General features: G+C 71.5%; 21 protein-coding genes. 11 read left to right on the plus strand and 10 right to left on the minus strand.

The features are described from left to right. Positions 1-77: 77 nt before the first annotated feature. The gene (locus AB0M93_RS14655; RefSeq protein WP_364273072.1) at positions 78-761 is read left to right on the plus strand and encodes a barstar family protein; all 684 of its coding nucleotides are present in this window, start codon (positions 78-80) and stop codon (positions 759-761) included. Here AB0M93_RS14655 and AB0M93_RS14660 read toward each other — a convergent pair. Then, complete coding sequence (locus tag AB0M93_RS14660) at positions 739-1,833, minus strand: winged helix DNA-binding domain-containing protein (RefSeq protein WP_364273075.1); 1,095 nt, start codon at positions 1,831-1,833, stop codon at positions 739-741. The two genes, AB0M93_RS14655 and AB0M93_RS14660, sit on opposite strands and share 23 nt — an antisense overlap. Before the next feature lie 80 nt (positions 1,834-1,913). On the opposite strand from AB0M93_RS14660, the gene AB0M93_RS14665 reads away from it, so the two are divergent. Then, a complete protein-coding gene (locus tag AB0M93_RS14665; RefSeq protein ID WP_364273078.1) occupies positions 1,914-2,969 on the plus strand; it encodes an AraC family transcriptional regulator in 1,056 nt (351 codons plus the stop codon). On the opposite strand, the gene AB0M93_RS14670 is transcribed toward AB0M93_RS14665, so the two are convergent. Beyond that, a complete protein-coding gene (locus AB0M93_RS14670; protein ID WP_364273081.1) occupies positions 2,890-3,561 on the minus strand; it encodes a helix-turn-helix domain-containing protein in 672 nt (223 codons plus the stop codon). The two genes, AB0M93_RS14665 and AB0M93_RS14670, sit on opposite strands and share 80 nt — an antisense overlap. A gap of 192 nt (positions 3,562-3,753) precedes the next feature. Between AB0M93_RS14670 and AB0M93_RS14675 the strand changes: the two genes are divergently transcribed. Further along, positions 3,754-4,065 carry a hypothetical protein gene (locus tag AB0M93_RS14675; RefSeq protein ID WP_364273084.1) on the plus strand — a complete coding sequence of 104 codons (312 nt, stop codon included), beginning with the start codon at positions 3,754-3,756 and terminating at the stop codon, positions 4,063-4,065. Between the two features lie 20 nt (positions 4,066-4,085). Continuing rightward, positions 4,086-4,649: a TlpA disulfide reductase family protein gene (locus tag AB0M93_RS14680; protein ID WP_364273086.1), complete on the plus strand. Its 564-nt coding sequence runs from the start codon at positions 4,086-4,088 to the stop codon at positions 4,647-4,649. Between the two features lie 42 nt (positions 4,650-4,691). Here the strand turns inward: AB0M93_RS14680 and AB0M93_RS14685 are convergent, their stop codons facing one another. Genes AB0M93_RS14685 through paaI form a run of 3 tightly spaced genes read right to left on the minus strand, consistent with a single transcriptional unit; the run spans position 4,692 to position 6,972 of the window. Beyond that, positions 4,692-5,285, minus strand: coding sequence for a TetR/AcrR family transcriptional regulator (locus AB0M93_RS14685; RefSeq protein ID WP_364273089.1), 594 nt, complete (start codon positions 5,283-5,285; stop codon positions 4,692-4,694). After that, complete coding sequence (paaK, locus tag AB0M93_RS14690) at positions 5,282-6,559, minus strand: phenylacetate--CoA ligase PaaK (protein WP_364273092.1); 1,278 nt, start codon at positions 6,557-6,559, stop codon at positions 5,282-5,284. Before paaK ends, AB0M93_RS14685 begins: the two co-directional genes overlap by 4 nt. Continuing rightward, the gene (gene paaI, locus AB0M93_RS14695) at positions 6,556-6,972 is read right to left on the minus strand and encodes a hydroxyphenylacetyl-CoA thioesterase PaaI (RefSeq protein ID WP_364273095.1); all 417 of its coding nucleotides are present in this window, start codon (positions 6,970-6,972) and stop codon (positions 6,556-6,558) included. Before paaI ends, paaK begins: the two co-directional genes overlap by 4 nt. Positions 6,973-7,138: 166 nt before the next feature. Here paaI and paaZ point away from each other — a divergent pair, with 166 nt between their 5' ends. The 6 genes from paaZ (at position 7,139) to paaE (ending at position 12,841) form a co-directional block, all read left to right on the plus strand. Continuing rightward, the gene (gene paaZ, locus AB0M93_RS14700) at positions 7,139-9,169 is read left to right on the plus strand and encodes a phenylacetic acid degradation bifunctional protein PaaZ (RefSeq protein ID WP_364273098.1); all 2,031 of its coding nucleotides are present in this window, start codon (positions 7,139-7,141) and stop codon (positions 9,167-9,169) included. Continuing rightward, positions 9,166-10,098 carry a 1,2-phenylacetyl-CoA epoxidase subunit PaaA gene (paaA, locus tag AB0M93_RS14705; protein WP_364273100.1) on the plus strand — a complete coding sequence of 311 codons (933 nt, stop codon included), beginning with the start codon at positions 9,166-9,168 and terminating at the stop codon, positions 10,096-10,098. The genes paaZ and paaA overlap by 4 nt, the downstream gene beginning before the upstream one ends. Before the next feature lie 68 nt (positions 10,099-10,166). Beyond that, positions 10,167-10,451, plus strand: a complete 285-nt coding sequence (gene paaB, locus AB0M93_RS14710; protein WP_167384962.1) for a 1,2-phenylacetyl-CoA epoxidase subunit PaaB — start codon at positions 10,167-10,169, stop codon at positions 10,449-10,451. Then, entirely contained in the window at positions 10,448-11,305 is an 858-nt protein-coding gene (gene paaC / locus AB0M93_RS14715; RefSeq protein ID WP_364273103.1) for a 1,2-phenylacetyl-CoA epoxidase subunit PaaC, read from the plus strand. The genes paaB and paaC overlap by 4 nt, the downstream gene beginning before the upstream one ends. After that, the gene (paaD, locus tag AB0M93_RS14720) at positions 11,299-11,787 is read left to right on the plus strand and encodes a 1,2-phenylacetyl-CoA epoxidase subunit PaaD (RefSeq protein ID WP_364273106.1); all 489 of its coding nucleotides are present in this window, start codon (positions 11,299-11,301) and stop codon (positions 11,785-11,787) included. The genes paaC and paaD overlap by 7 nt, the downstream gene beginning before the upstream one ends. Before the next feature lies 1 nt (position 11,788). Further along, positions 11,789-12,841 (plus strand): 1,2-phenylacetyl-CoA epoxidase subunit PaaE, encoded by a 1,053-nt coding sequence (gene paaE, locus AB0M93_RS14725; protein WP_364273109.1) that lies wholly within the window; start codon positions 11,789-11,791, stop codon positions 12,839-12,841. 2 nt (positions 12,842-12,843) lie between these two features. Here the strand turns inward: paaE and AB0M93_RS14730 are convergent, their stop codons facing one another. The 5 genes from AB0M93_RS14730 to ccrA form a co-directional block, all read right to left on the minus strand. Further along, the gene (locus AB0M93_RS14730; RefSeq protein WP_364273112.1) at positions 12,844-14,610 is read right to left on the minus strand and encodes a toll/interleukin-1 receptor domain-containing protein; all 1,767 of its coding nucleotides are present in this window, start codon (positions 14,608-14,610) and stop codon (positions 12,844-12,846) included. A 344-nt stretch (positions 14,611-14,954) separates the two neighbouring features. After that, a complete protein-coding gene (locus AB0M93_RS14735; protein WP_364273115.1) occupies positions 14,955-16,091 on the minus strand; it encodes an adenylate/guanylate cyclase domain-containing protein in 1,137 nt (378 codons plus the stop codon). 3 nt (positions 16,092-16,094) lie between these two features. Then, the gene (locus AB0M93_RS14740; RefSeq protein ID WP_086838234.1) at positions 16,095-16,547 is read right to left on the minus strand and encodes a universal stress protein; all 453 of its coding nucleotides are present in this window, start codon (positions 16,545-16,547) and stop codon (positions 16,095-16,097) included. 90 nt (positions 16,548-16,637) lie between these two features. Beyond that, the gene (locus AB0M93_RS14745) at positions 16,638-17,858 is read right to left on the minus strand and encodes a chromosome segregation protein (protein WP_364273118.1); all 1,221 of its coding nucleotides are present in this window, start codon (positions 17,856-17,858) and stop codon (positions 16,638-16,640) included. 155 nt (positions 17,859-18,013) lie between these two features. Continuing rightward, positions 18,014-19,354 carry a crotonyl-CoA carboxylase/reductase gene (ccrA, locus tag AB0M93_RS14750; protein WP_364273120.1) on the minus strand — a complete coding sequence of 447 codons (1,341 nt, stop codon included), beginning with the start codon at positions 19,352-19,354 and terminating at the stop codon, positions 18,014-18,016. 194 nt (positions 19,355-19,548) lie between these two features. Between ccrA and AB0M93_RS14755 the strand changes: the two genes are divergently transcribed. Next, on the plus strand, positions 19,549-19,917 hold the full coding sequence (locus AB0M93_RS14755; RefSeq protein WP_364273123.1) for an SPW repeat protein: 369 nt from the start codon (positions 19,549-19,551) through the stop codon (positions 19,915-19,917). Position 19,918 lies beyond the last annotated feature (1 nt).

Genomic DNA, 19,918 nt, shown 5'->3' on the forward strand with positions numbered 1-19,918 from the left:
CTACGCACCGGACACCTGTGACAACAGGCCACGAGCGGTCACACAATCGAGAATTCCGGCCACCGTAGGGTGCAGGCATGCCCCGGTACGCGCTGATCGAAGACGACGGAGAACGGTGCATCCCGTGCGCGGACGTCCAGGGTGTCTTCACGGGGCCGGAGGGTGAGCCGCTCCGGCTGCGGGGTTGCACCCTGCCGGACGAGTTGTCCGGACGGCTGCGGGCCGGGCGGGCGATCCGGCCGGCGCTGTTCTTCCTCGTCGCCGTCGACGACTTCGGGATCGGGACGGAGCTGAGCCTGGTCCGGTTCGACGTCGCCGAGTGGTCCCCGCACGGCGGCAACCAGGTCGACCTGGTGTTGCGGGAACCGCTGCACGACCCCCCGAGCCCGGCCGCGCGGCCGATCTGGGACCTGTGGTCGGCCGGGCGTCCGGCCGCGAAGAACCTCTGGGCCGGGTACGACCGCGGCGAATGGCTGCGAGCCGCGCTGGCGCACCACGGTGCGGATGGTCCCGACCGGCCGCCCGGCGTGGTCTACCGGCTCGATGCCACGCACGTCACCGACGTCAGCGGCTTCTACTGCGCGCTCGGCGAAGCGGTGAACGGCCCGGGCTGGTACTTCGGCCGCAACCTCGACGCCCTCGCCGACTGCCTCCGGGGCGGCTTCGGCGCGACCCCGCCGTTCACCGTCGTGGGACCCGAGGTACCGCGAGTCCGCGAGGTGTTCGAGAGCGCCGGCGTCACGCTGCGGGCAGCACCCTGACGTCGTGCGTCTCCGCGCGCGGCTCGGCCCAGCTGAGCAGCTCCGCCGCCGACTTCTCCAACGCCGCCAGGTCTCGCTTCGGCAGCTTCTCGAACGGGGACAGCTCGATCACCGCCGCCTTGCGCGACGCCTTGATCTCCCAGCAGCCGCGCACCTGCCCGTCGACCAGGAGGGTGCCCTTGACCAGGCCGTTCTGCGTGATCACGCGCTTGCGGCAGGCGGCCGAGACGACCCGCGTCCGGTCCGCGTACGACAGGATCGTCTGGTCGAACGGCCCCAGCAGCCGCGGCGGTGCCGGGACGTCCTCGTCCGGCACCGTCAGCTCCGGCAGGTCGAGCAGCTCGCGGCCGTCCGGGTCGCGGTAGCGCCGCAGGTCCATCCCGGCCGCCACTTCGCCGAGGCGGGTGATGCCTGCCCACGTCTGCACGTCCGCCACCGTGGCCGGGCCGAACGCGCGCAGGTACCGCGAGATCAGCGAAGCGGGCGAAGGCGGCGACAGGGGAGCGCCCACCCAATCGTCCAGGCACGCGTACGTCGTTTGGCCGGCCTTGCCCCAGATCGCCCGGGGCGGTGTCTGCACCAGGGGCAGGCGGCCCCGGGCCAGGTGGGTCAGGGAGGCCGCCGGGACGTCCCAGGTGCGCGCCAGCTCGGCCCCCAGCGCGGTGCCCGGCAGCGGGCCGCCGAGCAGCAGCTTCCGCGCCGCCTCGGCGACCTCGTCGTGGTCGAGCCCGGCCAGCGCGGCGGCGTGCTGGGTGTTCTGCTTGAGGTCGCGGTCGTAGAGCGGCTGCACCACCGGCCGCCACGCCAGCGCGTCCGCCGCCGTCACCAGGTGGACCGTGCCGCGCATCAGCGCGATCCGCACCACGCGCCGGCTTTCGAGCAGCTCCGCCAGCTCCGACGGCCGGAACCCCGCCAGCCGCGACCACAGCCCGTAGTACGGCGGGAACGGCGCCTGCGCCTGGAGGCCGGCCAGGTGTTCCACCGCTGCGAACGCGGTCATCTGCACCCGGCTCAGCAGCAGCTGGCGCTCCAGGGTCGCGCGGTTGAGCGCGCGGCGGCTCAAGGTCTCCACGCCGTCACCCTAACGATCACTCCGGACAGTTCCGGTCCTCGATTGGACACGTTCTCGCCGTGTGATCCAGAATTCCGGCCATGGCCGAGCTCGCCGCGCCCGCCGTCGGGGACTGGGACTTCCCCCGCGGCACCGCGAGCATCGAGCTGATGACCCGGTTCGCCGCCGGCCGCGGCCTGCCGTCGGAAACCCTGCTGGCCGCGACCACGCTCACGCCGGAACTCCTCGCCGACCCGGCCGTCCAGGTCGACGCGCGCCAGGAGCTGGCCGTCGTCCGGGCACTGGCCGCGTTGGACGGTTCGGACGCGGCCGCGCTGGCGCTCGGGCGCCGCTACCGCGTCACCACCTTCGGCATCTTCGGGTTCGCCTGCATCAGCAGCCCGACGCTGCGCGACGCGATGCTGCTCGCCCTCCGCTACTTCGACCTGAGCTTCGCGTTCTGCATCCCGCACGTCGTCCTCGGCGGCGACCGCCTGACGCTGGAGCTCGACGACAGCCGCGTGCCCGCCGACGTCGCCCGCTTCCTCGTGCTGCGCGACCTGGCGGCGATCTTCGCGGTGATGCGCGACCTGCTGCCCGAAATCGCGCTGGACGAGCTGACCTTCCGGCACGAGACGTCCACTCCGGAGGAGTACCTGGCCGCGTTCGGCGTGCGGCCGCGGTTCGGCGCCGACGCCTGCCGGGCCACGCTCGACCCGGCGCTGCTGACCCGGCCGCTGCCGCAGGCCAACGACCAGACCGTCGCCCTGTGCGCCGCGCAGTGCGAAGCGCTCGTCGCGCGCCGCCGGCAGCGTTCGGGCGTCTCGCAGCAGGTGCGGGAACGCCTGGTCCGGCTCGGCGGCGTCGACGCCGGGATGGACGAGATCGCCCGGCAGCTGACGCTCAGCACGCGCACCCTGCGCCGCCGCCTGACCGAAGCCGGCACGAGCTACCGGGCGCTGGTCGACGAGGTCCGCCAAACGCTCGCGGAAGAGCTGCTCGACACCGGCGTGCTGTCGGTCGAGGACGTCGCCTACCGCCTCGGGTACGCCGAGGCGTCGAGCTTCATCCACGCGTTCAAGCGCTGGACCGGGATGACGCCGGCGGCGTTCGCGCGTCGCTTCCGCGCCGCTCGGCAAGCACCGCCGGGTAGGTGAGCTTCAGCAGGTTGAGCAGCGCGTCGGTGAGGAAGGTGCGCAGGGCCGCGCGGTCCAGCGTGCCGCGGATCAGCCACTCCCGCGACGCCGCGCGCAGCATCCCGCCGTACGACCGGATCATCGCGCGCAGCTCTTCGCGGCCCTCGGTCACGCCGGTCATCAGCGCGGCCTCCAGGACCCGGTCGGCGGCGATCTCGTCGGCCTCGCGCATGATGCGCTCGATCTCGGGATCACGCCCGGCCGACTCCGGCCCGATCACGGTCAGCCACGCGTCGCGGTTGCGGTCCACGACCTCGATCCACCGTTCGACGCCGATCGCGAGCCGCTGCTCCATCGTGGTGTCCGGCAGCGCTTCGGTGACCGGCGCGGGCACGATCATCATCTGCCGCACCACTTCCAGGTACAGCTCGCGCTTCCCGCCGAAGTAGTGGTTGATGAGCGGGCGCGCCACCCCGGCCGCCTCGGCGATGTCCGAAGTGGACACCGAGGCGTAGCTGCCCGCCCCGAACAGGTGCCGGGCGGCGGCGAGGATCTCGGCGCGCCGCTCGGCGGGTTCGAGCCGGCGGCGCCGCGGCCGGGTCCCACTCGTCATCCGCTCAGCCTCGCCGCGGACCGGCACGCTGTCAACAAGCAGTTGACCTGGTGTCAAAAGAGTGGCTCCGGTGGCGGGCGGGTGGTGTTTCGCGCCAACCTCTGTCGTTATGCAACCGGAACAACCGGCCGGTAACTTCCCGGCGTCCGGATGCGACGAGACGGCAGGGGCCCGCGACCGGGGTAGGAGCAGATGAACGAAGAAGACGCGCCGATCCGGCCGGCCGGACGCTGGGTGAGCGTCCGCCTGCAGCATCGCCACGTCAGCTTCGACGACGGCTTCGAAGCCGAGGAGCCCGTGCCCGACGGCGACTGCGCGGACGAAGAGTCCCTGTCGTACTCGGGGATCGTGATCACCAGTTACGACCAGGGCGAGAAAGTGTCCGAACAGTGGATCCCGCTGGGCGTCGACCCGTCCGAAGCGGACGACGAGCGGCTCATCGGCCAGCTGCGCGAAGCCCTGCTGTGGCAGGCGGGCCGTCCGCCGCAGAACGCGGAGGACTGACCCCCCGCTAGGGTGACGCCATGCTGCTCGCGCGCCTCCTGGTCGTCGTGGCGCTGCTGGCGCCGGCCGCCTGCTCGACGGGCCGCGCCGCGCCGGACACCTTCGAGTTCGTCTCGCCGGGCGGCCGGACACAGATCTTCTACGAGCCCGGCGAGCGCAAGCGGGTGGCCGACTTGGCGGGCCCCGACGTCACCGACCCGGCCCGGCAGGTCTCGCTGGGTGACTACGCCGGGAAGGTCGTCCTGCTCAACCTGTGGGGCGCGTGGTGCCCGCCGTGCCGCTCGGAGGCGCACACGCTGAAGGCCGTTTCGGCGCGGGGGAAGAGCGAAGGCATCGAGGTCCTCGGCCTCAACGTGCGCGACAACCGCCAGTACGCCGCCGACTTCGTCCGCAACTTCGAGCTCGGCTACCCGTCGATCCACGACGACTCCGGGCGGATCGCCCTGCGGCTGCGCGGACTCCCGCTCGCCGCCGTGCCGATCTCGCTGATCGTCGACAAGGGGCAGCGCGTGGCGGCGGTCTACATCGGAGAAGTCCTCGAAGAGGACCTTCGCCCGGCCCTGGACCGCGTGCGCGCGGAGTAAGCCCTCGTGAGTGGTAAGGCGAGTTCTAACTCGCCTTACCACTCACGACCCGGTGCGCAGGCCCTCGAAGGCCACCTTGCACACCGCGTCGGCGACCTCCGCCGCCGACGACCCGCGTCGCGGGCGGTACCACTCGATCAGGGAATTGACCATGCCGAACAGAAGCCGGGCCGTCACCGCCGGGTCGACGTCGGGCCGGACGTCGCCCTCCGCTTCCGCCTGCTTCACCAGGTCCGTCACCAACCGGTCGAACTCGCGCCGCCGGGCCAGGGCCGCGCGCTCCACCTTCGTGTTGCCGCGCACGCGCAGCAGCAGCGTCACGAACGGCAGCCGGTCCGCCAGCACCAGGACGCTGCCGCGCACCAGGTGCTCCAGGCGGTCGATCGCGCGCCCGTCGAGCTGGGCCGTCTCCGACGCCACCTCGAACAGGCCGTCCAGCGCGCGGTCCACCGCCAGCCGCAGCAGCTCCTCCTTGCTGGGGACGTGGTGGTAGATCGCCGACTTCGTGATGCCGAGCTTGCGGGAGAGGTCCTCCATGCTCGTGCCGTCGTAGCCGCGTTCGTTGAACAGCTTCACCGCCACCTGCAGCAGCGATTCGAGGTCGTAGCCGGGCCGCCCGCGCCGGGGGGCCGTCACGGCTTCTCCCGCTGGTCGACGATCCGCCGCATCTTGCCCATGGACCGCTCCAGGGTGTCCGGGTCGACGACATCCACCGACACCGTCACGCCGACGCCGTCCTTCACCTGCGAAACCAGCGAAGCGGCGGCGTCCTCCCGAGCGGCGGAAGAAGCGTCGTGGCGGGCCTCGACCCGCACGGTCAGGTGGTCGAGCCGCCCGCGCGTGGACCGGACGAGCTGGAAGTGCGGGCTCAGCGCGGGCGTCCGCAGCACGATCTCCTCGATCTGCGTCGGGAAGACGTTGACCCCGCGCAGGATGATCAGGTCGTCGGTGCGGCCGGTGACCTTGGCCATCCGCCGGAACGCCGGCCGCGCGGTGCCCGGCGACAACGCCGTCAGGTCGCGGGTGCGGTAGCGGATGATCGGCAGCGCCTCCTTGGTCAGCGACGTGAACACCAGCTCGCCGGTCTCGCCGCCGCCCAGGACCTCTTCGGAGTACGGGTCGATCACCTCGGGGTAGAAGTGGTCCTCCCAGATGTGCAGGCCGTCCTTCGTCTCGACGCACTCCTGCGCGACGCCCGGGCCCATCACCTCCGACAGCCCGTAGATGTCGACGGCGTCGAGCGCGAACCGCTCCTCGATCTCGGCGCGCATCTGCTCGGTCCACGGCTCGGCGCCGAAGATGCCCACCTTCAGGGACGAAGTACGCGGGTCGATGCCCTGCCGTTCGAACTCGTCGAGCAGCGTCAGCATGTACGACGGCGTCACCATGATGATCTCGGGCCGGAAGTCGGTGATCAGCTGCACCTGGCGCGCGGTCATCCCGCCCGACGCCGGGATCACCGTGCAGCCGAGCTTCTCGGCGCCGTAGTGCGCGCCGAGACCGCCGGTGAACAGGCCGTAGCCGTAGGCGACGTGCACCTTGTGCCCCGGACGGCCGCCCGCCGCGTGGATCGAGCGGGCCATCACCGTCGCCCAGGTGTCGATGTCGCGCTCGGTGTACCCGACGACGGTGGCCTTGCCGGTGGTGCCGCTGGAGGAGTGGATGCGCCGCACCTGCTCCTGCGGCACGGCGAACATCCCGAACGGGTAGTTCTCGCGCAGGTCCTGCTTGGTCGTGAACGGGAACTTCGCCAGGTCGGCCAGTTCCTTGCAGTCGTCCGGGTGGACGCCGGCGTCGTCGAACTTCCGCGTGTACGCGGGCACGTTCGCGTAGGCGTGCCGCAGTGTCCACTGCAGACGTTCCAGCTGGAGGGCGGCCAGCTCGTCCGCGCCGATGTCCGTCTCGATCATGGTCGGTCCCGTTTCGCGGAGAGGACGCGGCTGCGGCCGCGGAATTCGGCGACGACCTCGGGCCCGGCGGGGGTCTCCCGGTGCACGGTGACGTCGTAGATGCCGTTGCGGCCGTAGCGGGTGCGCTCGGCGGCCGTCGCGACGAGGTGGTCGCCCAGCCGGCCGGCCGCGACGAAGGAGATCTCCGCGCCCGCGGCGACCGTGACCGGGCCGTGGGTGTTGCAGGCGCAGGCGAACGCCGTGTCGGCCAGCAGGAAGACGTACCCGCCGTGGGCGATGTCGTGGCCGTTGACCATCGCGCGCGTGATCGTCATGGTCGCGACGGCCCGGCCTTCGCTCGCTTCGACCAGTTCGATCCCCAGCGCGCGCGACGCCTCGTCGGCGGCGAACATCGCGTGCGCGGCGTTGGTCATCAACCCTCCGTCCCCACCGACCGAATGGACGGTCACCTCGCGGTGCCGCTCAGTAAAGGCAGGGGCCGGCACCGGTGTCAAGCGTCCGGCCCTTCCGATCTTCGGGTGCGGCGGCTACCATGCGATTAACTGAACGTCCGGTAAGTAATTCGGCGAGAGGGACCTGATGGCACTGCTGCGCAGCTACGTCTCCGGGAGCTGGCACACGGCGGCGGACGAGGGCGTCCCGCTGCACGACGCGGCCACCGGCGAGGAGGTCGCCCGGATCTCGTCGGCGGGCGTCGACTTCGGGGCCGCGCTCGAGTACGGCCGCCGCGTCGGCGGGCCCGCCCTCCGGGAGCTGACGTTCCACCAGCGTGCGGCCCTGCTCAAGGCCCTCGCCTCGCACCTGCGCGAGCACCGCGAAGAGCTGTACGCGCTCTCCGCGCGCACCGGAGCCACGCTCGGTGACTCGAAGTTCGACATCGACGGCGGCATCGGCGTCCTGTTCAGCTACGGCTCGAAGGGCAAGCGCGAGCTGCCGAACGACACCGTCTACGTCGAGGGAAACGTCGAGCCGCTTTCGCGCGGGGGCACGTTCGTCGCGCAGCACATCGCGACCCCGCTGCGGGGCGTCGCCGTGCAGATCAACGCGTTCAACTTCCCGGTGTGGGGTCCGCTGGAGAAGTTCGCGCCCGCGTTCCTGGCCGGTGTCCCGAGCCTGGTCAAGCCGGCGAGTTCGACGGCCTACCTGACCGCGCGGCTCGTCGAGCTGATCATCGAGTCGGGCATCCTGCCGGAGGGCTCGCTGCAGTTCGTCGCGGGCAGCGTCGGCGACCTGCTCGACCACGTCACCGCGCAGGACCTGGTGTCGTTCACGGGGTCGGCGTCGACGGCGCAGAAGCTGCGGACCCACCCGGCGATCGTGCGCAACGCGGTCCGGTTCAACGCCGAGGCCGACTCGCTGAACTGCTCGATCCTCGGCCCGGACGCGGTGCGCGGGACCACCGAGTTCGACCTTTTCGTCAAGCAGCTGACCACGGAGATGACGGTCAAGGCGGGCCAGAAGTGCACCGCGATCCGCCGCGCGTTCGTCCCCGATTCGCTGCTCGACGACGTCGCCGCGGCGGCTTCCGAGCGGCTCGCGAAGGTGACCGTCGGCAACCCGGCGTCCGAGGGCGTCCGGATGGGCGCGCTGGCCAGCCTGGAACAGCGCGAGGAGGTCCGGCGGTCGCTGAAGGCCCTGCTGGACGCCGGCAGCGTCGTGTTCGGTGACCCGGAGAAGGTCGACGTCGTGGACGCCGACGCCGAGCGTGGCGCCTTCATCTCGCCGGTGCTGCTCAAGGCCGACCCCGAGCGCTCCGAGCCGCATGAGGTCGAGGCGTTCGGGCCGGTCTCGACGCTCATGCCGTACACGTCCACCGAGCAGGTCGTCGGCTTCGCCGCCCGCGGCGGCGGCAGCCTCGCCGGTTCGATCGTCAGCGCGGACAAGGAGTTCGTCCGCGAGGTCGTCCTCGGCGCGGCGCCGTTCCACGGCCGGCTGCTGGTGCTGGACGCCGAGGACGCGAAGGAGTCCACCGGGCACGGCTCGCCGATGCCGCAGCTGGTCCACGGCGGCCCGGGCCGTGCGGGCGGCGGCGAGGAGATGGGCGGCATCCGGGGGGTGCTGCACCACATGCAGCGCACCGCGGTGCAGGGTTCGCCCGCGGTGCTTTCCGCGGTCACCGGTCGCTGGGTCACCGGCGCCCCGCGCACCGAAGGCGACGTCCACCCGTTCCGGAAGTCCCTGGCCGAGCTGAAGATCGGCGACTCCGTCGTCGCCGGGCCGCGGGTGGTTTCCCAGGAAGACGTCGACCACTTCGCCGAGTTCACCGGCGACACGTTCTACGCCCACACCGACCCCGAAGCGGCGGCCGCGAACCCGCTGTTCGGCGGGATCGTCGCCCACGGGTACCTGGTCGTCTCGTTCGCCGCGGGGCTGTTCGTCTCGCCCGAGCCCGGCCCGGTGCTGGCCAACTACGGCCTGGAGAACCTCCGCTTCCTCACGCCGGTCAAGGTCGGCGACTCGCTCACGGTGACGCTGACCGCGAAGCAGATCACCCCGCGGATCGACCAGGACTACGGCGAGGTCCGCTGGGACGCCGACGTCACCAACGCCGAAGGCGAGTCCGTGGCGAAGTACGACGTCCTGACGCTGGTTTCGAAGGAGCAGCCGTGACGGCCACTGTCTCACTGGAACAGCATTTCGAGCACACCATCGAGCGCGACCAGCGGATCGAGCCGCGCGACTGGGTACCCGAGGGCTACCGCAAGACGATGATCCGGCAGATCGCGCAGCACGCGCACTCGGAGATCATCGGCATGCAACCGGAGGGCAACTGGATCACGCGGGCGCCGTCGCTGCGGCGCAAAGCGATCCTGCTGGCCAAGGTCCAGGACGAGGCCGGCCACGGGCTCTACCTGTACTCGGCGGCGGCGACGCTGGGCGCGGACCGGGCCGACCTGACCGACAAGCTGATCACCGGCAGGCAGAAGTACTCCTCGATCTTCAACTACCCGACACTGACCTTCGCCGACGTCGGCGTGATCGGCTGGCTGGTCGACGGCGCCGCCATCTGCAACCAGGTGCCGCTGTGCCGGTCGTCCTACGGGCCGTACGCGCGGGCGATGATCCGGATCTGCAAGGAGGAGTCCTTCCACCAGCGGCAGGGCTACGAGCTGCTGATGACGATGATGAAGGGCACCGGGCAGCAGCGGGAGATGGTCCAGGAGGCCGTGAACCGCTGGTGGTGGCCGTCGCTGATGATGTTCGGGCCGCCGGACGCCGACTCGCCGAACACCGCGCAGTCGATGGCGTGGAAGGTCAAGCGGCACACCAACGACGAGCTGCGGCAGCGGTTCGTCGACATGTCGGTGCCGCAGGCCGAAGCCCTCGGCGTCACGTTCCCGGACCCGGACCTGAAGTGGAATTCCGAACGCGGCCACTACGACTTCGGCGCGGTGGACTGGGACGAGTTCAAGAACGTGCTGAAGGGCAACGGCCCGTGCAACGCGCAGCGGATCGCGCACCGGCGCCGGGCCCACGAGGACGGCGCCTGGGTCCGCGAAGCCGCCGTCGCCCACGCCGGGAAGAAGGAGCGCAAGTGACCGACCTGACGGCCGAAGGCGGCCACGGCGCCGTCCCCCTGGACGGCGTCCCCGCCGCTCCGGGCCCGATCAAGCACGACTGGCCGCTGTACGAGGTGTTCGTCCGCGGCAAGCGCGGCCTGAACCACGTGCACGTCGGGTCGCTGCACGCGGCCGACGACCAGATGGCCCTGCACCACGCGCGCGACCTCTACACCCGCCGCAACGAAGGCGTGTCGATCTGGGTCGTGCGCGCGGCGGACATCACGGCGTCGTCGCCGGACGAGAAGGACCCGTTCTTCGCGCCCAGCGGCGACAAGGTCTACCGGCACCCGACGTTCTACGACATCCCCGAGGAGGTGCCGCACATATGAGTTTCGACAACGTCTACGAGTCGCTGACCGAGGAGAACGACGCCCGCTGGGCGTTCGGCACCGGCTTCGAGGACCCGCTGTCCGGAGTGGACACCTCGGTACCGTCCGGTGTGGACGGTGCGACGCTGGCCGCGTACTGCCTGATGCTGGGCGACGACGCGCTGATCTTCTCCCACCGGCTGCAGGAGTGGTGCACGAACGCGCCGGAGCTGGAGGACGAGGTCGCCATCGCGAACATCGCCCTCGACCTCCTGGGTCAAGCGCGGCTGCTGCTCGCGCGGGCCGGCAAGGCCGACGGCTCTTCGCGTACCGAGGACTCACTGGCTTTTCTTCGTGCGGAGAACGAGTTCCGCCACGTCCGGCTCGCCGAGCTGGGCGGCGGGCACTTCGGGCACCTGATCGCGCGGCTGTTCGTGTTCTCCACGTGGCGGCTGGCCCTGTTCCAGCGGCTCGAGTCGTCGGTGGACCCGGTGCTGGCGGCCATCGCGGACAAGGGCGTCAAGGAACTGACCTACCACCGCGACTACGCCGCGCAGTGGCTCGTCCGCCTCGGCGACGGCACGCCGTTGTCGCACGAGCGGATGCAGGAGGGCCTCGACGCCGTCTGGCCGTACGTGGGGGAGCTGTTCCGCACGCACCCGCTGGAGTTCGTGGACGCGGCTTCGCTGCGGCCCGAGTTCGACGCGGTGCTGGACCAGGCCCTCGCCGCGGCGACCTTGGTGCGGCCGTCGGCCGGCGAGCTCGCCGGGGTTTCGGGCCGGACCGGCCGCGACGGCGTCCACACCGAGCAGCTGGGGTACGTGCTGGCGGAGCTGCAGAGCGTCGCCCGGGCGATGCCGGACGCGAAGTGGTGACCGCCGCCGCGGTGGCCGCCACGGTCACCGACCCGGAGCTGCCGATGCTGACGCTGGCGGACCTGGGCGTGCTGCGCTCGGTGTCCGAGGAGGACGGCCGCGTGGTCGTCGCGATCACGCCGACGTACACGGGCTGCCCGGCGATGGACACCATGCGCGACGACCTGGAGCACGCGCTGGTTTCGGCGGGCTACCCGGACGTCGAGATCCGGACGCAGCTGTCGCCGGCGTGGTCGTCGGACTGGATTTCGGCGGCCGGGCGGGAGAAGTTGGCCTCGGCCGGCATTGCGCCCCCCGGCGCGGCGCCGCGGCGGTCGGGCCCGATTCCGCTGACCTTGACGGCGCCGGTGTCGCGGGTGACCTGCCCGCACTGCGGTTCCCCGGACACCGAAGAGCAGTCCCGTTTCGGCGCGACGGCGTGCAAGGCGCTGCGGCGCTGCCGCGCGTGCCTGGAGCCGTTCGAACACGTCAAGGAGATCTGAGGTGGCCCGGTTTCACGAGCTCAAGGTCGCCGGCGTCGAGCGGTTGTGTGACGACGCGGTCGCGGTGACGTTCGACGTGCCTTCGTCGCTGGCTTCGGAGTACGCGTTCAAGCCGGGCCAGTCGCTGACGTTGCGGCGCTCGATCGACGGTCGTGACGAGCGCCGGTCGTACTCGATCTGCGCCCCGGCGGGCGCGCCGCCGCGTGTCGGCGTGCGCCTGGTGCCGGACGGCTTCTTCTCGTCGTGGCTGGTGAACGAAGTCCGCCCGGGTGACACGGTCGAGGTGGCGCCGCCGACGGGTTCGTTCACGCCGGACCTCACCGCGGGCGGCCACCACGTGCTGATCGCGGCGGGCTCGGGCATCACGCCGGTGCTGTCGATCGTGGCGTCCCTGCTGGACACCCCGGACGCGACGGTGACGGTGCTCTACGGCAACCGGCGCACGGACACGGTGATGTTCGCGGACGAGCTGGCGGACCTGAAGGACCGGGCGCCGTCGCGGCTGGAACTGATCCACGTGCTGTCGCGCGAGCCCCGCGAGGCCGAGCTGTTCACCGGCCGCCTGGACGTCCCGAAGCTGCGCACGCTGTTCGCCACGTTGGTGCCGGTCGGTTCCGTGGACCACTGGTGGCTGTGCGGCCCGTACGAGATGGTGTCGGGCGCGCAGGAACTGCTGGCGTCGCTGGGCGTGCCGGACGAGCGGATCCACCAGGAGCTGTTCTACGTGGACACGCCGCCGGCGCCGGTGGAGCACCTCGACCCGGCGGTGGCGGGCGAGTCGTCGGAGGTGTCCGTGGTGCTGGACAGCCGGTCCACGACCATGACGCTGCCGCGCTCGTCGTCGGTGCTCGACGGGGCCCAGAAGTTCCGCCCGGACCTGCCGTTCGCGTGCAAGGGCGGGGTGTGCGGGACGTGCCGCGCGAAGGTGACGGAGGGGAAGGTCGACCTGCGGCGCAACTTCGCGCTGGAGAAGGCGGAGGTCGAGGCGGGGTTCGTGCTGACGTGCCAGTCGTACCCGGTGTCGGAGACGCTGACGGTGGACTTCGACGCCTGAGCTCAGCGCAGGTCGGATTCCTCGGCGTTGACGAAGCCCCAGTCGCGGGCCAGGCGGGTCAGGGCTTTCGCGGCCCAGGCCCGCCGCTCGTCGCGGCCGAGCCCGACGGGGGCGACCACGGTCACCGCACCCTGGGGGCCCGGCCGGCCGACCGAGTTGCCGAACACTGACAGGTCGATCACGTCGGTCAGGGTGCCATCGGTCTTGACCTGTAGTTCCACCGCCGGCGGAGCGAGCAGCACGGCGTTCGCGGGATCGGGGACGAGCGCGCGGGGCACCACGACGGCCGCGGTGTCCCACGCCGCCGTCCACAGTTCCACGACCTCGTTCGCGGTGATCGGCAGGTTCGATTGGAACTCGACCGTCACTGTGATCGCCGACGTCAAGCTGTTGGGCAGCATGATCCGCGCGACCGCGCGCATGCTGTCGCCGGCCGCCTGGTCGTACCGGGCGTCACGGCCGGTCTGGCGGACGTCCGGCCCGCTCGCCCGCTCCCACTGGAGCGAGGAAAGCGGAAGCCCCCGCCGCCGGCACAGCGTTGGTATCTGCGCGGTGATCTCGGCCTGGGGCAGCGCCGATTTGAGCAGTTTCCGGGTAAGGCCCGTGATTTCGAGGTCGTCGTCCAGCTGCCACGGCAGAGTCGCGATGGCCCGCACGGTCAGCTTCGCCGGCCCGGCCACCGGCAGCTGGAAGGCTCGCCGCGCTTCCATGCTCAGCCGCGGCTGGGGATGCCACCGCGGTTCGGGATCGCGGAGCAGGACACCGGCTTTCCACGTCCCGCCGCCGAGGTCGACCACCTGGGCGGCGCCGTTGACGTAGTCCGTGGTCGGGAATCCCGGACCGGCCGGGAAATCCGGCAGGGCCGACAGGTCGTCCCACACAGGCCCGGCGACCGCGACCGCCCGCTTGCCGTCGACGGCGCAGATCACGGCGTCGCCGGTGAAGTGCTGGACGAAGCCGGGTCCCTCCCGAAGGGCCGGTCCGGCCGGCTCGCCCAACCGGCCTGCGGCCCGCCGGTAGGCGTCCTGGAAGGCTCGTTTCGTTCGCGGATCAGCCCCGTCGCCGACCGGGACGGCGGGGGCGGCGGGGACGTTCATCGAGCCGACGTTTCCGACCTGGAACACGGTTCCGTGGACGGTGCCGGAGATCTCGTTCCAGACGCCGCCACCCGGTCGCCGCGCCGGTTTCGCGGACGTGGCCGGCGGCACCGGCCGCGGCTTCAGTTCCGGCACGGGCCCCAGCGGCGGCTCGAGGATCTCGGGCTGGTTGGTGAGCAGCCGCAGGAGCGGCTCCGCGCCTTCGACGGTGAAGTCCGAGACGGTGTACACGTCCGCGGTGTCGGGCCCCAGGAAGTCCGGCACGCCGTCCTTGCTCTGACCGGGCAGGACGACGGGCACGAACCGGTTCACGGCGCGGGGGTCGGCGAAGAAGGTGTCGCGGATCAGCCGGGCTTCCCACTGGACACCGCGCTCCTCGGCGGAGTCACCGCGGCCCTCGGCACTGCGGCGGTACGCGGGCGAAGCGATCACCAGCACGTGGCCGGCGTCCCGGATCTGCTGACCCCGCCACAGCGCCCAGTCCCGGCGCTGCTGCGCCTCACCCCGATCGAGCCGCGCGTCGACCCCACAGGACCGCAGTAAAGCCCACAGCCGGAGCACGGCCTCCTCGTGGGCGGGATCGCCGGGCTCCCGGGCGTAGGAGAGGAACACGGCAGCCGGCTGCGGTCCGGTTTCCGCCGGCTCGCCGACATCGACGTACTGTCCTGCCACGCGCACCTCCCACCGTCACGCGAAAGCAAGGATTCTACTCACCGGAGGAGCGGCGCCGGTTGATAAGAGGTGACACCCCCGCCCGGCGGCGGCGCTGGCGCGGCGAAGGGTCGCTCGCCGGCGGCGCGGGCGGCTCCTGGGTGACCGGCGTGCGGTCCGGTAGGCGGAGGCGGCCTTGTCGGCAGCCGGCGAGGGGTCGCCTCGGCGGCTTCCTCCTGCTCATTCCCGCCAGGCTCGTCGGCGGCGGGAGAGCGCCGGCTCGCCGGTGTCGACGGTGCGCCTCGGCGGCGGCAGGTTCGCAGCGGTGGGACCCCCGCCCCGCCGTCCGGTGGCCGGGGGTCCGGTCAGAGCAGGCGTCCCCGCCGACGGCGGCGTGGGCGCGGTGAGGGGGTCGCCTCGGCGGCCTCCTCCGGCTCCCTCCCGGCAGGCTCGCCGGTGGCCGGGTTCGTGAGCCCCAGCATCTCCGCCGCCAGCTGCTGCGAGCTCGCGAACATCCCCGTCGGCGCTTCCTGGGCACGGCGCAGGGCCGCCGGGCGGAGGCGGTTGTAGCCGCGGACCGTCACCGGCCTGCGGACCCGGAGTTCGTACGCGTCCTGTCCGTCGAGCTGCGCCGCCAGCTCGCGGTCGACCAGGATCGTGCCCGGGCGGGCCACCGACGTCAGGCGGGCCGCCAGGTTGACCACCGAGCCGTAGACGTCGCCGAACCGCGACAGGATCCGGCCCGAGGCCATGCCCGCGCGGACCGCCGGCAGCGTCTCGTCCGCCGACGTGCGTTCGGTCAGTGTCAGGGCGATCTCCGCCGCGTCGACCGGCGAGTCCGCCACGAACAGCACCTCGTCGCCGATCATCTTCACCACCCGGCCGTGGTGCTCGGCGATCACCTCCGTGGCCAGGGTCTCGAACGCGTCGAGCACCCGGCTCAGCTCGTCCTCGCCGATCTGGCGCGTCAGGCGCGTGTAGCCGACCATGTCGACGAACCCGACCACCTCCGTGCGGGCCTCGACGTTGTCGCCCGCCGCCGCGAAAGCGCGGCCCGCGTACGCAGCCAGGTGCCGGCGCCAGACGAAGTTCTGCACCCGCTCCAGCTCGGGCAGCAGCCGGTCGACCAGGCGGGTCACCTGGCGCTCGCTGCGGCCCAGCTCCGGCTGCTCCCGGATGAGCTCCCACAGCATGTCGACCTGCCACTCGGCCAGCCGCGACAGGTGCTGGCCGAGCGCGCGCGTCACCGGCACCTCGATGCTCGGGTCGATCAGCCCGGACTGCACCAGCTGGTCGGCGGTCCGCATCGCCTCGACGTCCGCGTCGGTGAAGACCACCTCGTCGTCGCGCACGGTCGCGAAGCCCAGCGCGCGCCAGAGCCGGCGTGACCGCTCGTCGGGCACGCCGGCCTTCTCCGCCACTTCGAGCCGGGTGTACTTCCGCCTGCCGCCGAGCAGGACGCGTTCGAGCCGCTGCTGAAGCTCCTCGCTCGAATCGGTCACGGCTCAGGTCGTGTGGACGATCAGCACGTCCACGCCGGACTTGCGGGCCACTTCGGACGGCACCGAGCCCAGGATCCGGCCGGCGATCGTGTTCAGGCCGCGGTTGCCGACCACGAGCAGGTCGGCCTCGCGCTCCTTGACCACCTTGCGCAGCGAGTCGACCGGGTCGCCCTTCACCGCGACCGTGTCGATCTTCTCGGCGCCCGCGCGCGCGGCGCGGTCCCGGGCCGACTGCAGGGTGTCCTCGGCCGGTGCCGAGCCCACGACCTGGTACGCCTCCTCGCCGAGGACGTCCTGCGCCTTGTCGACGTCGGATTGGCTCGCCGGGTAGAACGCACACGCGATGACGAGCGTGGCGCCCGCGTCGCCGGCCACCGCCGCCGCGCGGTCCACCGCCGCGAACGAGGACTCCGAGCCGTCCGTGCCCACCACCACGGTCCGATATGCCGCACCCATGCGCAAACCTCCAGGTGATCCCTGTGAGCAGGGACGATAGCCGGTCGTGACCGACCAGCAGGCTCGTCCGCGCCCGTGTCGGGTGGAAGGTTACTCGCCAGTCGCTTTCTGCGCTCCGCTCGGCCGCGGAGCCGGCTTGGGGGCGGGCTTCACCGCGGGTTTGGCGGCGGGTTTGGCTCCGGGCTTCGGCTTCGGCACGTCGCTGGCGCGGATCCGGATCGTCTCCTCGACGTCGGGCACGCGGACGGTCTGCTCGGTCTCGTCGGCGGCGGCGTCCTGGCCCGGTGTGAGGTCGGCCTTGACGTCCGCGGGCACCTTGACCTCGTCGCCGAGGACGGTGTGCGCCTCGGCCAGCACCGCCCGCGCCGCGCGCACCTGCTCGGCCAGCCCGCCGCGCACCTTGCGCAGCGCGTCGACCCGCTCGTTGGCCTGGGTGATCCGCCGGTTCGACTCTTCGGTGGCCGACGTCACACGGCGCCGCGCCTCGTCGGCGGCCTCCGCGAGCCGCGCGTTGGCCTCGGTGATCGAGTCCTGACGGCGCTTGTTCGCCTCCGCGACCGACTCCCGCTGGCGGCGGTCGATCTCGGCCTTCGCCGCCTTCTCCTCTTCGAGGATCTTCGCGCGGATGTCGGCGGCGTCCTGCGTCGCCTCCTGGACGCGGCGCGCGGCTTCGGCCTTGCTCGCCGCTTCCTGCTCGGCCAGCACCCGCATCGCCTCGGTGCGGCGCGAGGCCATCGCGATCTCGAAGTCCTCTTCGACCTTGGTGCGGCGCTCCTGCGACTCGGTGTCGAGCCGCTTGCGCTCCGCCTCGGCCTCGTCGGTGATCTTCTTGGCCTCCGCGCGGGCGTCCTCGAGAACCCTGCGGTGCTCGGCTTCCATCTCCTTGCGCCGCAGATCGAGCTCGGTGAGCAGCTGCTCGTAGCGGGCGCGCATGGCGCTCGCGTCCGTCTCGGCCTTGGCCCGGATGTGCCCGGCCTCGGCTTCGGCGCGGGCGCGCGTGTCGGCGGACTCGTCCTGCGCCAGGCGCAGCATCCGCTGGAGGCGCTCGGACAGGCCTTCGACGCTCGTCGGCGGCTGGGCCAGCCGGTCGACCTGCCCGCGCAGGTCCGCGATCTCGCCGCGCGCGATCTCCAGCTGGCGGGCCAGGTCACCCGCCTGCGCGATGGCGGCGTCCCGATCCGCGGTGAGCATCTTGAGGTCGGCGTCCAGCCGTTCGAGGTGCTCGTCGACCTGTGCTCGGCTGTACCCGCGCTTCGCCACGTCGAAGCCGGCTCCCAGCGGCACAAGCTCCCGTTCATCGCCAAGGCTCATGCGCCTACCGTAGTCGCAGTCCGGTCACGGAAGGGTGAGCACCCGTACCGTGCGCCGAACGCGCGGTCTGCCGCGGTGAAGGGAACTGGCGTGTTCCAGCGGATCTTCGGCGGTTTCCGACGCCGGGAGCGTGCCGCCCCCGGCGTCGTCACGGCTCACGCGCCGCGGAACGCGTTGATCCCCTCGATGTGCTTCGCGCGCTTCTCCTCGTCACGGACGCCGAGACCCTCCTGCGGCGCCAGCGCGAGCACGCCGACCTTGCCCTGGTGGGCGTTGCGGTGCACGTCCAGCGCGGCCTGACCGGTCTCCTCGAGCGAGTAGGTCTTGGAGAGCGTCGGGTGGATCAGACCCTTCGCGATCAGCCGGTTCGCCTCCCACGACTCGCGGTAGTTGGCGAAGTGGGAGCCGATGATCCGCTTCAGGTTCATCCACAGGTAGCGGTTGTCGTACTGGTGCATGTACCCGGACGTCGACGCGCACGTGACGATCGTGCCGCCCTTGCGCGCGGCGTAGACCGACGCGCCGAAGGTTTCCCGGCCCGGGTGCTCGAACACGATGTCCGGGTCCTCCCCGCCGGTCAGCTCCCGGATCTTCGCGCCGAAGCGCTGCCATTCCTTCGGGTCCTGCTCGTGCTCGTCCTTCCAGAACCGGTAGCCCTCGGCGCTGCGGTCGATGATGAGCTCGGCGCCGAGCTTCCGGCAGATCGCGGCCTTCTCGGGACTCGACACGACGCACACCGGGATGGCGCCGCCGTTCAGCGCGTACTGCGTCGCGTAGGAGCCGAGGCCGCCCGAAGCGCCCCAGATCAGGACGACGTCGCCCTGCTTCATGTCCGCGCCGTTGCGCGAGACGAGCTGACGGTAGGCGGTGGAGTTGACCAGCCCGGGGGAGGCGGCCTCTTCCCAGGTCAGGTGATCCGGCTTCGGCATCAGCTGGTTGGCCTTGACCAGCGCGAGCTCGGCGAGGCCGCCGAAGTTGGTCTCGAAGCCCCAGATCCGCTGCTCGGTGTCGAGCATCGTGTCGTTGTGCCCGTCGGGGCTTTCGAGCTCGACGTTCAGGCAGTGCGCGACCACCTCGTCGCCCGGCTTCCAGTTGTGCACGCCGGCACCGGTGCGCAGCACGACGCCGGACAGGTCGGAGCCGACGACGTGGTAGGGCAGGTCGTGCCGCTTCGCCAGCGGCGAGAGCTTCCCGTACTTCTTGAGGAACTTGAACGTCGGGATCGGCTCGAAGATCGACGTCCAGACGGTGTTGTAGTTGATGGCGCTCGCCATCACCGCGACCAGCGCCTCGCCCGGACCCAGCTCGGGCACGGGCACGTCGTCGACGTGCAGCGACTTGCGGGGGTCCTTGTCCCGGCTTTCGAGGCCCTCGAACATGTCGACCTCGTCGGCGTGCACGGTCACCCCGCGGTAGCTCTCGGGCACGGGCAACGAGCCGACCGCGGCGGACTCGCCGGTCAGGATGGCCTGCTGGATCTCGCCGAGCTGCGTCATCGGTTCCTCCGCGGAGATGGGGGTTCAACGGCGTTGGCGGCAGAAATTACTCGCCGGTAACACGCGCCCACAACTGTACGAGACCGACAGCACGATTACATCCTCAAGTGTGATCGACCCATCTTGACCGGCCGGCCAGTCAAGCGGACCATCGATGGTAGCCAGCAGTTCCACCAGACGGAGGTGAGCACGAAATGAGTGAAGTCTCTGCGCGCGCGTGGTCCCGGCCCCACGACTGGGCCGAGGTCGTGATCGGGGTGGTCGCCGCTCTTTCACCCCTTTGGCTGAGCACGGATACGACCGCAATGTGGACGATGGTCGTCCTGGGTGCCCTGATCGCCCTCGACGGCCTGGTCTCGCTGGCGATGCCGGGCATGGTCTACGGCGAAGGCGTCCAGATCGCGCTCGGCGTGCTGCTGTTCATCGCGCCGTGGGTGATGGGGTACACGGAGTTCAACGGCGCTTCCTGGACGTCCTGGATCGCCGGGGTGCTGACGGTCATCGCCGGCGCGGCAGCGATGCCGGTGGCGAACGCCGCGCACCGCACCGCCGGCCAGCACTGAC

This window comes from Amycolatopsis sp. NPDC051102 (assembly GCF_040682815.1).
GTDB lineage: Bacteria > Actinomycetota > Actinomycetes > Mycobacteriales > Pseudonocardiaceae > Amycolatopsis.

What these genes read in the sequence shown, in the direction of transcription:
- AB0M93_RS14740 (WP_086838234.1), bottom strand. Translation starts at nt 16,547, where the DNA reads ATGGGTGCGGCATATCGGACCGTGGTGGTGGGCACGGACGGCTCGGAG.
- paaC (WP_364273103.1), top strand. Translation starts at nt 10,448, where the DNA reads ATGAGTTTCGACAACGTCTACGAGTCGCTGACCGAGGAGAACGACGCC.
- AB0M93_RS14665 (WP_364273078.1), top strand. Translation starts at nt 1,914, where the DNA reads ATGGCCGAGCTCGCCGCGCCCGCCGTCGGGGACTGGGACTTCCCCCGC.
- paaK (WP_364273092.1), bottom strand. Translation starts at nt 6,559, where the DNA reads ATGATCGAGACGGACATCGGCGCGGACGAGCTGGCCGCCCTCCAGCTG.
- paaI (WP_364273095.1), bottom strand. Translation starts at nt 6,972, where the DNA reads ATGACCAACGCCGCGCACGCGATGTTCGCCGCCGACGAGGCGTCGCGC.
- AB0M93_RS14670 (WP_364273081.1), bottom strand. Translation starts at nt 3,561, where the DNA reads ATGACGAGTGGGACCCGGCCGCGGCGCCGCCGGCTCGAACCCGCCGAG.
- AB0M93_RS14745 (WP_364273118.1), bottom strand. Translation starts at nt 17,858, where the DNA reads ATGAGCCTTGGCGATGAACGGGAGCTTGTGCCGCTGGGAGCCGGCTTC.
- AB0M93_RS14755 (WP_364273123.1), top strand. Translation starts at nt 19,549, where the DNA reads ATGAGTGAAGTCTCTGCGCGCGCGTGGTCCCGGCCCCACGACTGGGCC.
- AB0M93_RS14680 (WP_364273086.1), top strand. Translation starts at nt 4,086, where the DNA reads ATGCTGCTCGCGCGCCTCCTGGTCGTCGTGGCGCTGCTGGCGCCGGCC.
- ccrA (WP_364273120.1), bottom strand. Translation starts at nt 19,354, where the DNA reads ATGACGCAGCTCGGCGAGATCCAGCAGGCCATCCTGACCGGCGAGTCC.
- AB0M93_RS14655 (WP_364273072.1), top strand. Translation starts at nt 78, where the DNA reads ATGCCCCGGTACGCGCTGATCGAAGACGACGGAGAACGGTGCATCCCG.
- AB0M93_RS14675 (WP_364273084.1), top strand. Translation starts at nt 3,754, where the DNA reads ATGAACGAAGAAGACGCGCCGATCCGGCCGGCCGGACGCTGGGTGAGC.
- paaZ (WP_364273098.1), top strand. Translation starts at nt 7,139, where the DNA reads ATGGCACTGCTGCGCAGCTACGTCTCCGGGAGCTGGCACACGGCGGCG.